Origin of the sequence: Arthrobacter sp. FX8 (assembly GCF_026723805.1) — a bacterium.
In the GTDB taxonomy this organism is placed as follows: Bacteria; Actinomycetota; Actinomycetes; order Actinomycetales; family Micrococcaceae; genus Arthrobacter.
Window position 1 is genome coordinate 1772941 of record NZ_CP113505.1, and the last position, 14640, is coordinate 1787580.

Below are 14640 nucleotides of genomic sequence, written 5' to 3' on the forward strand. Positions count from 1 at the left end.
ACATTTGCCGCTGGGCTGCGTATACAACTGGCTATTCGGTGCCGTGCCGGCTGTGGATGGGTGAAGTACTGTGGGCTGGTGTTAAACCCGGTGCACCTGAAGACCCTCCTTGAAGTCACGCGGCTGGGATCGTTTGCTGCCGCAGCGGCAACGCTCGGCTACACGGCCTCCGCCGTGTCCCAGCAGATGTCGGCTTTGGAGCGGGAAACGGGCACCATCCTGTTCCAGCGTTCGGCGCGCGCCGTGATTCCTACGGAAGCCGCCGTCGTCATGACGCGGCACGCCGCAAAGGTGCTCACGGATATCGAGGCACTGATGGCCGCCGCCTCCAGGACCCAGGCCACGGAAAGCCAGGAACTGCGACTGGGGATCTTCCCCAGCCTGGCCACGTATGTCCTGCCGCGGATCCTGAAGAACCCGGCGTGGAAGAAACTTGGGATCGACCTGCGGGTGTCCGTGGCTGAACCCGGCCAAACCATCCAGGGGCTGCGTACCGGCGGCGACCTGGACCTGGCCGTGGTGTTCCAGGTGGGCCAGACCGGCTTCGCCTGGCCCAACACCATCAACAGGCAATGGATTGGCGACGACGATTTCCGGGTGGTGCTGCCTGCCGGCTGGGGTTTCCGGGCCGACGCGAAGGTCGCGGCCGACCACCTCTCGGAGATGCCGTGGATCATGCACCATCCCGGCACCAGTGACGCCATGGTGATCGAGCGTCTGTTTGCCGGCTGCAACCTGCACCCCAGGGTGGTGGCGCACAGCGACGATTTCCATGCCAGCCTGGAGATGGCCGCCGCAGGGCTGGGAGCCGCTTTGGTTCCGGAACTCGCGCTCCGGAACAAGCCGGCAGGCGTTGTGGTGCTGGACGTCCCGGAGATCCGGCTGGCCCGGAACGTGTTTGCGCTGCTGATCAATGACCGGAAGACGGCACGGGTGCAGCTTTTCGTTGACCTCCTGGCCGAAACCCTTGCCGGGATGCGCACGGCAGTGAATTAGGGCAGAACGCTGGAATGGTCTGCCCTTCGGGTCTATGTTGAGAATATGAACAAGGTAGCGAGCCAGCACTTTGGGGAGATCGAGCTCAACCACGGCATGGACCATCTCTTTGCCGCCAAACATGAGCTGCGTGGCCACCCGCTGGAACTCGACCTGAACATCAACGCCCACGACAACTTCGATGAAGCCGCGCTCCGCAAAGTCGAGTACCGGCTGCGCTTCCTGCCGGAACTGGTGGACGAGGTCCGCGAGATGATCGCTGAGGAACTTGAGCAGGAGGGCACCAGTCCGCAGGAGTATCTGCACTTCCACTGCAACGCCCTCAAGGACGAGCACCTGCACAAGGTGTTCGGTGTCCAGGACCGCAGCCAGCTCACCAACGAGGTCTTCCTCAAGGCCCTCAAACTTGGCCATGTGGGCATTTACCCCGGCCAGCCCGAGCGCTACTTTGTCCTGGATTTCACCCTGGGCGAGCACTTCACGGACGAGGTCCTGGTGGCGTCCGCCGACCAGGACGGCGTGGTGGACGACGAGATCGTCTGGGAGTCCTAGGCCGTCGACCGGTCGACAGCGCCCGGGCACCAAGGAGGGTGGGCGGCCGTGGATGTGGTTGATGACAGGCGTGGCATCTGGCGGCTGGCTTCGTCGCTGCTCCTCGCCGGCGTGCTTGTTTCGATTCTCGCCGGCATCCTGCATGCCGAGTCCCACGACGCCAACGACCATGTGGCGTCCTTCACCGCCTATGCGAACAGCGGAATCTGGACCGCCGTGCACCTGGGCCAGTTCGTGGGAATGGCGCTGGTGGGGGCCGGACTTGTTACGTTGGGCACCGCGCTCGGCGTCCAGCGCCGCCCGTTGGCCTGGGCCGCACGGTTTGGTGCTCTGTCCGCCGCTGCTGCAGTTGTGCTCTACGCGGCCCTGCAGGCAGTTGACGGCGTGGCCCTGAAACAGGCGGTGGACGCGTGGGCTGCTGCCCCGGACCCGGAAAAGCCGCCCCGTTTTGCCACGGCTGAAGGCATCCGCTGGCTGGAATGGGGAATGCGCAGCTACCAGAGCATCCTGCTGGGTGCCGCCTTGGTACTGGTTGGTGTTGCTGTGGCCGCAGCCCGCCACACCTCCCGGATTGTTGGCTACCTCATGGCGCTGTCCGGGCTGGCGTATGTGGCGCAGGGGTGGATCATCGGGGAATCCGGATTTTCGGCAGCCAATTCGTTGCCCACGCTTGTGGGCATTGTGGCCATTGTTGTGGCGGCCGTGTGGCTGGCCGTCAGCGGGTGGCGGATGACGCAGACGACGGCGGCCGGCCACCTGGGGTGACCGGCCGCGGTTGCGTCGTTTCCCGTCTTACTTGGCCGCCTCCAGCAGGCCGGCCCGGACCGTCTGCGTGGCCTTGACCAGGTTGCGCAGGGACTCTTCGGTCTCGGCGTAGCCCCGGGTCTTCAGGCCGCAGTCCGGGTTGACCCACAGCTGGCGGGACGGAACGTGCTTGACGGCGGTGGCCAGCAGCTCGGTGACTTCCTGCTCGCCCGGAACACGCGGCGAGTGGATGTCGTAGACGCCCGGGCCCACACCGCGGCCGAAGCCGTGCGACTCGAGGTCGTGGACAACCTCCATCCTGGAGCGCGCAGCCTCGATGGAGGTGACGTCCGCGTCCAGCCCGTCGATCGCGTCGATGATCACGCCGAACTCGGAGTAGCAGAGGTGGGTGTGGATCTGCGTGGAGTCGACGGCGCCGGCGGTGGCCAGGCGGAAGGAGTCAACAGACCACTTCAAGTAATCCGCCTGGTCCGCCTTGCGCAGCGGGAGCAGTTCGCGCAGGGCGGGCTCGTCCACCTGGATGACCTTGATGCCGGCAGCTTCCAGGTCGGCGATTTCGTCGCGCAGTGCCAGGCCAACCTGGTTGGCGGTCTCGCCGAGGGGCTGGTCGTCGCGGACGAAGGACCAGGCCAGGATGGTGACGGGGCCGGTGAGCATGCCCTTCATCGGCTTGCTGGTCAGGGACTGGGCGTACTTGGCCCACTCAACGGTGATGGGAGCGCTGCGGGTGACGTCGCCCCAGAGGATGGACGGACGCGTACAGCGTGAACCGTAGGACTGCACCCAGCCGTGGACGGTGACGTCGAAGCCCTCGAGGTTCTCGGCGAAGTACTGGACCATGTCGTTGCGCTCCGGTTCGCCGTGCACCAGGACGTCGTAGCCGAGCTCTTCCTGCAGCTCCACCACACGCTTGATTTCGTCCTTCATCAGCTGCGCGTACTGGTCGTCGGTGAGCTCACCCTTGTTGTTCCGGGCGCGCGCCGACCTGATGTCCGAGGTCTGGGGGAAGGAGCCGATGGTGGTGGTGGGCAGGGGCGGCAGGTGCAGTGCTTCCTCCTGCGCCGCTTCACGGACCGCATAGTCGGAGCGGGTGAAGTCGGCTGCGGTCAGTGCCTCGGTGCGGGCCCGGACGTCAGCGCGGCGAACGCCCTCTGCGGAGGCGCGGGAAGCGATCACGGCGGTTGCCTGGTCAATGGCGGCCTTGGCGGAAGCGGGGTCGGCCAGGTAGGACGCGAGGGTTTTGACCTCCACGGCCTTCTGGTCCGAGAACGCCAGCCAGCTGCGGAGCTGCTGGGAGAGCTGTGTCTCCTCCTCGACGTCATGGGGAACGTGCTGGGTGGAGGTGGACGTGGAAACGGTGACCCTGCCGGCAGCTGCCGTCAGTTCATCCAGCTTGGCAGCCGAAGCGGCGAGGTCGTTGCGCCAGATGTTGTGGCCGTCCACGACGCCGGCAACCAGGGTTTTGTTGCCCAGCGCGGCGAGTGCCGCTGCGGAGGGGACGGCGCCCTTGAAGACATCGATATGCAGGGCGTCGATATTGGTGGCGGCGAGGGTCCCAAGCTGTCCGTCGAGGGAACCGTATGGGGTGGAGACGAGGATCTGCGGGCGGTTGGCCGCAGCGGTGAGGACCTCGTAGGCGCGGGCCACGGCTGCTTCGATTTCGACGGCCGGGGTGTCCTGGTCAACCACGAGTGCGGGCTCGTCGAGCTGGATCCAGCCGGCGCCTGCTTCGGCGAGCTTTTCGAGCAGCTGCACGTAGACGGGCAGGATGTCTTCGAGGCGGGACAGCGGCGCGAAGCCGGCGGGGGCGTCGTCGGAAGCTTTGGACAGCAGCAGGTAGGTGACCGGGCCCACGATGTAGGGGCGGGTCTCGATGCCGTTGGCCAGCGCGAAGGCGAACTCGTCAACCTTGGCGGTGGACGCAAGGGTGAACTTGGTCTCCGGGCCGATCTCCGGAACCAGGTAGTGGTAGTTGGTGTCGAACCACTTGGTCATCTCCAGCGGCTGCTGTTCCTTGTTGCCGCGGGCCAGCGTGAAGTAGCCGTCGATGTCCAGCTGGCCCCCGGCGTTGAGGAGCTTGCCGAACCGGGCCGGTACCGCGCCAAGGTGCGCGGTGGTGTCCAGGACCTGGTCGTAGTAGGAGAACGTGCCCGGGACCGCTGCGGCTTCGGTGAGGCCCAGTTCCTGCAGGCGTTTGGCGATGCTGAGCTGGATGTCCTTGGCGGCGGCGTCCAGGGCGCCGGCGTCGATCCTGCCGGCCCAGTAGGCCTCAACGGCCTTCTTCAGTTCGCGGCGGCGGCCGATCCGCGGGTAGCCGAGGAGTGAAGCTGCCGGAAACGGCGTGCGGGCGGTGTTCTGTTCAGTCATGGGGTTACTCCTGATGTCGAGGGCGTGCGCGGATGAACGCAGCACGGATGAACGCGGCGTGTACGAACGCTGCGTGGGTGAAGGAAAGCTGGTGAGGTGGGCGCCGGTCAGCTGGCGAGCTGGCTGCGGGCGATCGATTCGCGGCGGGTGCCGGGACGGCTGCGCCGCGGCAGGGCCAGCTTGTCCAGCACTTCCAAGGCACTCTGGTGCTCGTTGAAGGTGTAGATGTGGATGCCGGGTGCACCCGCATCAAGGGCGGCGTTGGCCAGGTCAACGGTGGCGTCGACACCAATGTGGAGGCGTTCGAGGTCGGAGTCCGCTGCGGCCAGGCGGGCCATCAGTTCCGGGGCGGGTTCCACGCCCGTCAGCTGGCCCAGCCGGTTCAACCGGCGGAGGCTGGTCAGCGGCATGACGCCCGGGATGATCGGGATGGTCACCCCGGCACGGCGGGCCCGGGTGAGGAGGTCGGCGTACTGCCTGGTCTCGAAGAACACCTGGGTGATGGCGAAATCCGCGCCGGACCGCTGCTTGGCAAGCAGCACCTCGACGTCGTGCTCCTCGCTGGGCGACTCCGGATGCCGGGTTGGGTATGCCGCCACGCCCACTGCGATCTTTCCTGCGCACAGCAGGGCCGACCGGCGCTGCTCCACGCGGCGGATGAGTTCGATCAGGTCCTGGGCGTACCGGAGCGAACCCGTGGCCGGGGCGCTGGCGTCCTTGGGAAGGTCTCCGCGGAGGGCGAGGATGCCCCGAACCCCGGTGTCCAGCAGTTCGCCGACGATCGCGGCAAGTTCCTGCGGCGTGTTGCCCACGCAGGTGAGGTGGGCCAGCGGCCGCAGCGTGGTTTCCAGCAGGAGCCGGTTGATGAGTTCGACGGCGGTGTCCCGGTTGGATCCGCTGGCGCCGTACGTGACGGACACGTAGTCCGGTTCAGTGGCTTCCAACTCGCGGATGGTGGTCCAGAGCGTCTCCGCTGCCGCGGGAGAGCGCGGCGGGAACAGCTCATAGGAAAGCGCCACCGGAGCGGTGTCGGAGAGGTTGGGATGTGCGTCAATCAGGCTTGGTGGTGACATTTGCGTCCTTGGCTTTGGGCCATTGGGGGTTCCCTGCCACGAAACAGGACAGGAAACCGGCAATGAATTTGAGTTTGGGGAACACGGAGGGACTCCACGAGGACGCAGCCGCGACTGTTACGCCTTGAATGAAGTAGTCCGTGAGCAAATGTCAGGCCCACATGGGGGCACCCACACCCTCCGGAACGGAGGATCGCTGACACGTTACCGCGGTAACTTGTCTATGACTCTATGGGGCCGGGCGGGGCCGGGACAAGTCGGGGCCGAATTAAGACGCACTTTTACGGGCTGTTTCCTGCGGCGGCAGAATTTTCTTCGCCTGGCGGGGTTCCTACCAAGGGCGGTCCGGCGCCGTGCCAGTGCCGTTGTCCAGGTATTCTTCCCGTTCGCGCCCGCTGTTCCGCTCCCGCTGGGCCTGCCGCGAATTCTCCTGGAGCCGGTCCAGCTGGCTTTGCTGTGCAGCCGCTGACCCGTCCTGCGGGGATTCCTTTCCCGGCGCATCCTCCGGGTCCTCCGGCCGTCCGGCGGCGCCAAGCTTTCCTTCCAGCCGTTCCCGCGCTTCGGCCAACCTCCTGTCCGCTCCTGCTGCCGCGTCCGGGGACAGGCAGCCTTCCGGTGCCTGCCCGGCGGTTGCCAGTGCTTCGTTGAAAAGCGGAACGGCCGACGACGGGTCCCCGGCCTGGAGCCGCTGGTCGCCCAGGCGTTCGGTCACCAGGACAAGGTTCACCAGGACCAGGCATTCATCGCCGGCTCCGTCCGGGACCAGTCCCAGCGCCTGTTCGAACAGGGCCTTCGCCTGCCCATAGTCTCCTGCCAGCACCGCGGCGTCACCGGCAGCGAACGGCGCCTTGTGCGGTTCCACCAGGTTGGCCAGGCCAAGGCCCTCTGCTGCGGCATCCACGGCGGGCGCATTCCCTGCCGCAAAACCGGTCGCGGCACGGTCCGCAAGAACATTGAGGCTCAGGAGTTTGGCGGCGACGCACAGCAGCAGCATTACGGGCACCGCCGACCAGAGGAGCAGGCGTTTCCTGCGGGCCCTGGCAGTCACCGGTCCCCTCCGCTGCGGCGCATGCGGGGCAACCCGCGCAGCTGCCGGACGATGCCCACCGCCTCCGGCAGGGCCAGCAGGAAGGCGCCGGCGGCGAAGATCCAGTACAGCTCGGCTGCGGCCGCCGTCGGGCCGTCTCCATCCGCACGTTCCACCCTGCCGGGGCGTGCCTGTTGCATCATGTCCCCCACGGGATCGCCGGCGGCGCGGTGGACGTAGGGCACGCCGAGCTGGCCGGCGATGGTCCGCAGCCTCCCCTCGTCGATGACCGACAGTGCGTCTCCGCTGGTGCCGGCGCGGTTGTCCTGGACATACGTGCCGCCGTCGTCCTCCTGCCCTGAGTTGTCCTGTCCTTTGTTCTCCTGGCCGTTGTTCTCCTGTCCGGTGCTCTCCTGTCCGCTGTTCTCCTTCATCCGGCCGCCCGCCGCCGTCCCGTAGCCCAGCACCGCTCCCCCGGCCACCAGGCCGCCGTCGAATGTCATTGCCCCGGGTTCCCTGCCGCTGGTCTGTTCGCCGTCGCCCAGGTAATACACCAGCCGGGGCCGGCCCGGATGGCCGTCCCTGGCGGCGGCCAATTTCTCTGCGAGCACCTGCCTCGCCGCGGTGATGCTGCTGCCTTTGGCGTACGCAGTCACCTGGGGTTCCAGGACATCCGTGATGGTCTCGAGTGCCAGCGTATCCGTGCTGAGGGGCATGCGGACGTGGGCGGTGGTGTCGAACGTGATGACTGAAAAGCGGGCGCCGGGCAACTGCCCGGCGATGGCCATGATGTCCTTCCGGACGCCTTCCAGCCGCGGGCTGCCGTTGCCGTAGTCCTCGGCCACCATGCTGGTGGTGGTGTCCACCACGAAGAACACGTTGAGGTCGGCGGCGGCAGCCTGGACCGATCCGCCGGGCAGGCCGGGCCGCAGGGCGGCTGCCATGACCAGCAGCACCACGGCGCCCCGCCGCAGCCACCCCTGCTGCCGCGGCGGCCCCGCTGCAGCCGCCACAGGACTGCGCACAGGGCCAGGGCGGACAACAGCCCAGCAGCCAGCGGCAGGCCAGGTACCTCCGAGAACACAGCACGCGGCGCGCCCTGGATGGCCGCCGTTTCAGTTCTCTCCACGGCGGTGACTATTCCGGCCACGGCAGCAGGGCTGTCCAGGGCGTAATACGAGCCGCCCGTGGACTCCGCTGCCGCCCGGAGCTGGGCACCGGGCTGGCCGGTCCCGCTGCCATAGTCCAGGTCCCCCGGGTTCAGCGCGTGGACGTGCACCGATCGGTCCTTGGCCAGCCGCGCCGCCTGGTCCAGGGTCATGATCGGTTCACCGGAGAGCAAGTTGTCCGTGGCCAGCACCACCGACCGCGAGCGCCGGGGAGCGTTGCTTCCCGCAGCGTCGGAGCCGGGAAAGCTGTTGATGCACGATGCCAGGCCGTCGCCTATCAGTGACGAACCCCTGCCGCTCCATGTGCCGTCGAAGAATCCGGAGCTGCCCTGCTTGCCGTCGAACGCGTCCCTCGCGAGGTGGAGCTGCTCCTGGGCGTAGTGGTAGTCGTCGGTCAGTGGAAAGACCTGGATGGCGGTGCTGTCAAAGATGGTCAGGCCGATCCGTTCACCGTCGAACTCCCGTGCCAGGCCGGCAAAGACGTCCGCCACTGCCGCGTCGGCACTGCTCATCGATCCGGAGGTGTCCAGGCAGAGCATGATGTCGCGGTTGTGCTGCTCCGGACGGAGGGTGGACACGTCAAGGGGCGGGCCGCCGCAACCGCAGTGGAAACCAGCAGCACGGCGCAGGCGGCACCGGCCAGGACCAGCCACCGCCGGTGCCGGCGAAGGGCTGCCTGGTATTCGGGCAGCGCGGTCAGCCTGTCGGCGTGGGCAACCGGCCGCCGTCGTCCGTTGGACAACCGGTTGCTGCGCAAGGCAGCCCATACCGCCGCTCCTGCGGCAGCGGCCGCAACCGGCAGCAGCCACCAGAACATCAGCTCCACGAGCGCACCGCCGCCGATGCTTTTGCTGCGGACACGCTCACGGACGGCAGCGGACCGGGGCCGAATTCAGCGGGGTACAGAGCTTGGACGACGTCGGCCGCCGCCGGGAGCGGGTGGCGCGCCAAATCGTGGTGCGTCATCCTGGTGGCGTCCACTCCGGTTGCATCGCGGACGAACCCGCGCAGCAGCAGGCTGAGCTGCTGGTGCGCTCCGCGTGCCTCGAGATGCCCGGCCGCCGCTGCCTCGTCCACCTCGTTGATGCGCTGAAGGTAGGCGGCTTTGAGGGCCGGCAGGTCGGTCAGGGCGGACCTGCCGGGCTTGGAGCTGCGCCGCGCTGAGCGTTCCGCCTTGCGGGTGGAGGCAAACACGTAGGCGTACCACCCGGAAACCAGTGCCAGGAGCGCTGCGCCGCACCACAGCCAGGCGGGGCTGTACTGCAGCGGGCCATAGAATCCGGGATCAGCCTGCACGCCGGTGCCTCTCCAGCAGGGCGAAGAGACCCGTGATGACGTCTCCGCTGCCTGCCACCTCCCCCTCAGTAATCCCCGCGGCCCGGAGCATGGCCCTGCGCGCCGCGTCGCGCTCTGCGGTGGCCCTGGTGTAAGCGGCCTTCACCGCGGCGGACGCAGCAGGCTGCCATGGCAGCAGGGCGGAATCGGCCACGCTGCAGTAGTCCACCTCCGCGCTTGGAACCTGACCGGTCAGGGGATATGGTGCCAGGTCTGCGTCCCTGACGGTCAGCCAGAGGATCTCATGCTGGGCGCGCAGCCTGCGGAGGAGTTGGGCCATGGCATCGTCTGCGGCAATCTCGTCCGCGACGACGAACAGCAGGTGGCGTCCCTTGATGGTGCGCGCCGTGTACTCGAGCTGTTCCTGGATCCGGCTGGCCGCCGCGTCGAGGCTCGTGTGGGAGTCCACGTGCCCCAGCAGCCGCTCCAGGTGGGCCTCGCCGCCCTTTGCGGGCAGGGAACGCGTGGCCGTTGAATCACCGCAGACGAGCCCCACCAGGTCCCCGTGCCGGTGGGCCAGGTAGCCAAGGACCCCCAGGGCGAGCACGGCAATGTCCTTCTTCGCCTCCCCTGACCGGGCCTCCGCCGCCATGTTGCGCCCGGTATCGGTGACCAGGAGGACAGTCTGCCGGCGGACGGCGGCGTAGCGCCTGATCAGGGGTGAGCCGTGGCGCGCGGTGGCCTTCCAGTCAATGTCGCGCACTTCGTCCCCGGGCACATAGCCGCGCAGGTCATCGAAGTCCAGGCTGCGGCCCTTGAACACCGAACCGTATTCGCCGTCGAGCATGCCGCGGGCTTTGCGGTGGGCGAAGATGGCCATCTTCGATTTCACCCGCTGGAGGAGGCCGGCCATAGGGGTTCAGGGAGTCTGGACAGCGGCGACGACCGCGTCGATTACCGATTCCACCGGAACCTGTTGGGCCACCGCGTCAAAGTTCAGGATCAGGCGGTGCCGCAGCACCCGATGGGCCAGCGCCTTGACGTCCTCGGGAATGACGTGGTCGCGGCCGTTCAGCAGTGCCACGGCGCGGGCGGCCTGGCTGAAGGCGATGCTCGCACGGGGGCTGGCGCCGAACTCGATGAACCCGGCGAGCCGGGCGTCAATGTACTGGGCCGCGTTCCGTGTCACGTACACCAGGCCCACAATGTAGTTGATCACCGCCGGGTCAATGTAGATGCGCCTGGTCAGTTCCTGGATCTCCAGGATGGCATCAAGGGAAGCGGCCGCCGCCGGTTTCTGTTCCCGCGTGAAGACGCCGGCGTCGATCCGGGCGATGATCTGCGCCTCTTCCGCAGGACTGGGGTAGTCCAGGACGTCCTTGAGCATGAAGCGGTCCATCTGGGCCTCGGGCAGCTGGTATGTACCCTCGTGCTCGATGGGGTTCTGCGTTGCCAGGACCAGGAACGGCGACGGGAGGCGGTAGTCCTGGCCGCCGATGGACGTCTGGCGTTCCTGCATCGCCTCCAGCATGGCGCTTTGGGTTTTGGCGCTGGACCGGTTGATTTCATCGAGCAGGACGATGTTGGCGTGGACCGGCCCCAGCTGGGTGCGGAACGTTCCCTTGGCGGCGTCGTAGATCTGGGTTCCCACAATGTCGCTGGGCAGCAGGTCCGGGGTGCACTGGATCCGGCGGAATTCGGCGCTGACGGCTTCGGCCAGCGTTTGGGCCGCAGTGGTTTTGGCCAGTCCCGGTACGCTCTCAAGCAGGATGTGGCCGCCGGTCAGCAGGCCCACCAGCAGCGATTCCCGCAGCCGGGACTGGCCCACCACCTTGGCATCGAAACTGCGTGCGACGCCGGCGGCCACCCGCTGCGCCCTGGCCAGCTCCGCAGGCTGGATTCTTGCGGGCACGCTGGTCGAAAGCACTGGATCTCCCCTGAAGACGGTGATGGGCGCGCGGTCCGGAAGGCCGTGTCCCGCCCGCCATCCTATCCAAGCCCGGCGCCCGGAACCCGGCAATGGGCACCCCTCCCCATGCGGGGTCTGCAGGTCTATCCTTTTGCCATGATCGAGCTTCCAGCCACCTACAAGGAATACCTCGCCGACAAGAGCCAGATGTTCATCGATACGGTCCGGCCTGTCCTGATGCAGTCTGCGGCGGAAAAGCTGCACGGTGTCCGGGTGGTGTACAACCCGGGCTCCACCGGGCACCAGGCCCACCTCGACGACACCCTGCCGTTCGGCGTGGTCTTTGAGGACATCGACTAACCCCTGACTGCGCCCGCAAGGGCCAGCGAGTTGCCGGATCCGCGTGCCACGAAGACGTAGAGGGCCAGGACCGGGACCGAATAGAGGATCGAGAATGCGGCCAGCTGGCCGTAGGCCACTGCCCCGTGCTGGCCGAAGAAGCTGAAGATCGACACTGCCGCCGGCTGCCGGCCCTCGGACAGCAGGAGTACGAACGGAACAAAGAAGTTCCCCCAAGCCTGGATGAACACAAAGATGAACACCACCCCCAGGCCCGGGCGCATGAGCGGAAGCACGATCGATCGCAGGGCGGCCAGCCTGGAGGCGCCGTCCACCCAGGCCGCCTCCTCCAGGGCCAGAGGCACGGCGTCCATGAAGTTCCTGGTCATCCAGATCGCCATCGGCAGGCTGGTGGCGGCCAGGAAAAGCACCGTGGCGGGCAGGGAATCCAGCAGGTGCAGCTGCACGAACAGTCCGTAGACCGGCACCATGATGGCGGTAACGGGAAGGCAGGTGCCAAACAGGATGCCGTACAGGAACGGCTTGTTGAACCTGGACTGGTAGCGGGAGAGCGGGTACGCCGCAAGCACGGCCGCCGCCAGGGTAACCGTTCCGGTCCCCGCGGACAGCAGCAGGCTGTTCCACAGCGGACGAAACAGCAGTTCGGGGGTCAGGACGGCAGCAAAATTGTCCAGGCCGGGCTGCTGCGGAACCCTGGTGCCGTGTCCGGCGGCCGGATCCACGGAACCGAACACCAGCCACAACAACGGCAGCAGGAAGCAGGCGCCAATCAGCACCAGGACCGCGTCCGCCCACGCGTTGCCCCGGGTACGGCCGCGCCTGGGCTGCACTCGGCGTGGACGGCTGGGGCTGGGCTGGCCGGGCTGTTGCTGCGGGAGCCGCCGTCCCGCCCATTTCGGTGCAGTCACGGCTTCTGCTCACTGAGGAGGCGGAGATAGGCTGCGCCAAAGACGGCGCCGATCAGGATGAGGACGGACGCTACGGCGGTGCCGTAGCCGATGTCACCGAATTTGAAGGCTTCCTGGTAGGCCAGGACAGGCAGCGTGGTGCTGCCGTTGGCCGGTCCGCCCGCAGTCATGACCCAAATCAGGGTGAAGACAGCCAGGGTCTGCAGGGTAACCAGCATCAGGTTGGTGGCGATGCTGCCGCGGATCACCGGCAGCGTGATGAACGCCAGCCGCTGCCAGGCACCGGCCCCGTCCATGTGCGCGGCCTCGGTCAGCTCTGCCGGGACGCCGTTGAGCGCTGCCCGGTACACCAGCATGGAAAAGGCGGTCCCGCGCCACACGTTTGCCAGGATCACGGCGGCCATGGGCACGGTGTAGAGCCAGTCGGTTTCCCCCGCACCGAAGCGGCCCAGCAATTGGTTAAGCGTGCCGTCGCGGCTGAAGAAGGCATAGGCGGCGAACGCGGCCACGATTTCCGGCAGGACCCAGGCGGCAACGACGGCGGTGCCAACAGTTGCCGAGACGATCGGACGTGCGCGGCGCATGAGGACGGCGAGGGCCAGTCCCAGCACATTCTGGCCCAGGACTGCCGAGCCTGCGACAAACAGGACCGTCAGCGCCAGCGAGAGCGGGAAGACGGGGTCCTCCAGCAGCCGCTGGTAGTTCTCCAGCCCCACCCATTGGGGGTTCCTTGCGTTGCGGCCGGTCAGTCCGGCGTTGGTGAGCGAGGCGTGGAAGGCCCACAGTACCGGGCCGGCCAGGAAGACGAGCAGCAGCAGGACGGCAGGCAGGACGGGCAGGTAGCGGAGCAGCTGCCGTGTCCGGTGGTGGGCCGCCAACGCTACTTCCGGACGGTCTTGTCGCCGCCCACGATGCCGGCCACGGCTGTGTCATAGTCGGCCGCTGCCTGTTCAGGGCTCCTGCTGCCGGTGATCACGGCCTCGGTGGCTTCCTGGACGGCAGCGGAAATCCGCGGATAGTCGGAGGTGGCAGGCCGGAATTTGGTGACGGCCACCAGGCCGGACACGTCCTTCACGAACGGGTTGGCGGACTGGTAGGCGGGGTCGGCGGCCACGTCGGTCCGGACGGCGATCTGTGAGCTGGCCACCGTGAAGGCCAGCGAGTTCTTGGCATTGAGTGCCGTGGTGAGGAAGTTGAAGGCAAGGTCGGGCTGCTTGGTTTCCGCCCCGACGGCAAGGGTCCACCCGCCGGACATGCTGACCGCGCCGGGGGCGCCGCCGTTCTGCGTCGGGAACGGGGCCACGCCCATGTCCTGTTCGTAGCCCGGCCACGCGTAGCTTCCGCCGGCCTGCCAGAACGACGGCGCGTAGGAGCCTTCCACGGTTGCCCCGAGCTTTGCTTTCGGGAACCATTCACCGAACACCTTCTTCCAGATGTTCGGGTCCAGCGCCTCGGCCGGGGCCACTGCGAGGTTCTCGCCGTAAAGGGTCTTGAGGAAGGTCAGCGAGTCCTTGAAGCCGGCAGACCCAACGACCCACTTTTTCGAATCCGTGTCATAGAGGCTTGCCCCGGTTCCATAGAGGAGCTCATAGAAGCCCTGCATCACGGTCCCTTCACCTGTGCCCTTGCCGGCATACATGTTGAAGGGGATGACGTCCGGGTTGGATGCCTTGATCTTCCTTGCGGTGTCCAGGATGTCCTGCCAGCTGGACGGGCGCCACGGCAACCCAATGCCGGCGGCCGCAAAGACCTTTTTGTTGTACCAGATGGCCCTGGTGTCGGTGCCCAGCGGCACCGCGTACGTGCCGCCGTCGTCCGCTTTCCCGGCCTCCTTGGCGCCGTCGCTGAACTTGTCCCAGTCACCCCATCCGGCCAGCCGGCTGTCCAGCTTCAGGAGGTACCCGGCGTCCACGTCGGAGCGGACCTTGAAGGTGTCTTCGTAGAAGACGTCCGGAGCAGTGGCAGGCGAGCGAAGGGCCAGGGCCAGCTTTGTGCCGTAGTCGTCGTCGTTCGCCTGGATGGGCTGCAGTTCGATGGTGACGCCCTGGTGTGCGGCTTCGAACTCTTTTTCGCATCCTGGAACATGGTGTCCAGGGTCTTGAACGAATCCGTTTTCTGGTAGGCCACCTTGATGGTCTTGTTTCCCTCGGCTGGGTTTCCGGGAGTGCAGGCCGCAAGGGCAAGGACCACGGCGGCCAGCAGGGAGACGGTTTTCGATGTCCGGCGAAGCATGCTGTTC

14 protein-coding genes and 2 pseudogenes are annotated in these 14640 nt (G+C 67.0%); 4 read left to right on the plus strand and 12 right to left on the minus strand.

The window, feature by feature from the left end; genetic code table 11:
• Positions 1 to 78 precede the first annotated feature (78 nt).
• Genes OUO20_RS08080 through OUO20_RS08090 form a run of 3 tightly spaced genes read left to right on the plus strand, consistent with a single transcriptional unit; the run spans position 79 to position 2313 of the window.
• On the plus strand, positions 79 to 996 hold the full coding sequence (locus OUO20_RS08080) for a LysR family transcriptional regulator (protein WP_026265795.1): 918 nt from the start codon (positions 79 to 81) through the stop codon (positions 994 to 996).
• A gap of 45 nt (positions 997 to 1041) precedes the next feature.
• Positions 1042 to 1548 (plus strand): DUF2004 domain-containing protein, encoded by a 507-nt coding sequence (locus OUO20_RS08085; RefSeq protein ID WP_018769437.1) that lies wholly within the window; start codon positions 1042 to 1044, stop codon positions 1546 to 1548.
• A 48-nt stretch (positions 1549 to 1596) separates the two neighbouring features.
• Positions 1597 to 2313, plus strand: a complete 717-nt coding sequence (locus OUO20_RS08090) for a hypothetical protein (RefSeq protein WP_268003220.1) — start codon at positions 1597 to 1599, stop codon at positions 2311 to 2313.
• A 27-nt stretch (positions 2314 to 2340) separates the two neighbouring features.
• On the opposite strand, the gene metE is transcribed toward OUO20_RS08090, so the two are convergent.
• From metE to OUO20_RS08130, 9 genes and pseudogenes are all read right to left on the minus strand, one after another.
• Positions 2341 to 4680: a 5-methyltetrahydropteroyltriglutamate--homocysteine S-methyltransferase gene (gene metE / locus OUO20_RS08095; protein ID WP_268003221.1), complete on the minus strand. Its 2340-nt coding sequence runs from the start codon at positions 4678 to 4680 to the stop codon at positions 2341 to 2343.
• Positions 4681 to 4787: 107 nt separating this feature from the next.
• Positions 4788 to 5753 carry a methylenetetrahydrofolate reductase gene (locus OUO20_RS08100; protein ID WP_018769440.1) on the minus strand — a complete coding sequence of 322 codons (966 nt, stop codon included), beginning with the start codon at positions 5751 to 5753 and terminating at the stop codon, positions 4788 to 4790.
• Between the two features lie 331 nt (positions 5754 to 6084).
• Complete coding sequence (locus OUO20_RS08105; RefSeq protein WP_326498079.1) at positions 6085 to 6801, minus strand: hypothetical protein; 717 nt, start codon at positions 6799 to 6801, stop codon at positions 6085 to 6087.
• Positions 6798 to 7805 carry a vWA domain-containing protein gene (locus tag OUO20_RS08110; protein WP_268003222.1) on the minus strand — a complete coding sequence of 336 codons (1008 nt, stop codon included), beginning with the start codon at positions 7803 to 7805 and terminating at the stop codon, positions 6798 to 6800. The genes OUO20_RS08105 and OUO20_RS08110 overlap by 4 nt, the downstream gene beginning before the upstream one ends.
• Before the next feature lie 548 nt (positions 7806 to 8353).
• A pseudogene (locus OUO20_RS21675) lies at positions 8354 to 8488 on the minus strand (vWA domain-containing protein); the annotation flags it as partial.
• Complete coding sequence (locus OUO20_RS21475; protein WP_326498080.1) at positions 8458 to 8775, minus strand: hypothetical protein; 318 nt, start codon at positions 8773 to 8775, stop codon at positions 8458 to 8460. The gene OUO20_RS21475 and the pseudogene OUO20_RS21675, both read right to left, overlap by 31 nt.
• On the minus strand, positions 8766 to 9245 hold the full coding sequence (locus tag OUO20_RS08120; RefSeq protein ID WP_268003224.1) for a hypothetical protein: 480 nt from the start codon (positions 9243 to 9245) through the stop codon (positions 8766 to 8768). The genes OUO20_RS21475 and OUO20_RS08120 overlap by 10 nt, the downstream gene beginning before the upstream one ends.
• A complete protein-coding gene (locus OUO20_RS08125; protein WP_268003225.1) occupies positions 9235 to 10137 on the minus strand; it encodes a DUF58 domain-containing protein in 903 nt (300 codons plus the stop codon). Before OUO20_RS08125 ends, OUO20_RS08120 begins: the two co-directional genes overlap by 11 nt.
• Before the next feature lie 6 nt (positions 10138 to 10143).
• Positions 10144 to 11151: an AAA family ATPase gene (locus OUO20_RS08130; protein WP_268003226.1), complete on the minus strand. Its 1008-nt coding sequence runs from the start codon at positions 11149 to 11151 to the stop codon at positions 10144 to 10146.
• Between the two features lie 108 nt (positions 11152 to 11259).
• Here OUO20_RS08130 and OUO20_RS08135 point away from each other — a divergent pair, with 108 nt between their 5' ends.
• Complete coding sequence (locus tag OUO20_RS08135; protein ID WP_018769446.1) at positions 11260 to 11493, plus strand: hypothetical protein; 234 nt, start codon at positions 11260 to 11262, stop codon at positions 11491 to 11493.
• On the opposite strand, the gene OUO20_RS08140 is transcribed toward OUO20_RS08135, so the two are convergent.
• The 3 genes and pseudogenes from OUO20_RS08140 to OUO20_RS08150 form a co-directional block, all read right to left on the minus strand.
• Positions 11490 to 12323: a carbohydrate ABC transporter permease gene (locus tag OUO20_RS08140; RefSeq protein WP_018769447.1), complete on the minus strand. Its 834-nt coding sequence runs from the start codon at positions 12321 to 12323 to the stop codon at positions 11490 to 11492. The two genes, OUO20_RS08135 and OUO20_RS08140, sit on opposite strands and share 4 nt — an antisense overlap.
• 74 nt (positions 12324 to 12397) lie before the next feature.
• Positions 12398 to 13279, minus strand: a complete 882-nt coding sequence (locus tag OUO20_RS08145; protein ID WP_018769448.1) for a carbohydrate ABC transporter permease — start codon at positions 13277 to 13279, stop codon at positions 12398 to 12400.
• A 2-nt stretch (positions 13280 to 13281) separates the two neighbouring features.
• A pseudogene (locus OUO20_RS08150) lies at positions 13282 to 14633 on the minus strand (extracellular solute-binding protein).
• Positions 14634 to 14640: the final 7 nt, after the last annotated feature.

Coding starts and splice junctions, on each gene's coding strand:
- OUO20_RS08085 (WP_018769437.1), top strand. CDS start 1,042: ATGAACAAGGTAGCGAGCCAGCACTTTGGGGAGATCGAGCTCAACCAC.
- metE (WP_268003221.1), bottom strand. CDS start 4,680: ATGACTGAACAGAACACCGCCCGCACGCCGTTTCCGGCAGCTTCACTC.
- OUO20_RS08100 (WP_018769440.1), bottom strand. CDS start 5,753: ATGTCACCACCAAGCCTGATTGACGCACATCCCAACCTCTCCGACACC.
- OUO20_RS08125 (WP_268003225.1), bottom strand. CDS start 10,137: ATGGCCGGCCTCCTCCAGCGGGTGAAATCGAAGATGGCCATCTTCGCC.
- OUO20_RS08135 (WP_018769446.1), top strand. CDS start 11,260: ATGCGGGGTCTGCAGGTCTATCCTTTTGCCATGATCGAGCTTCCAGCC.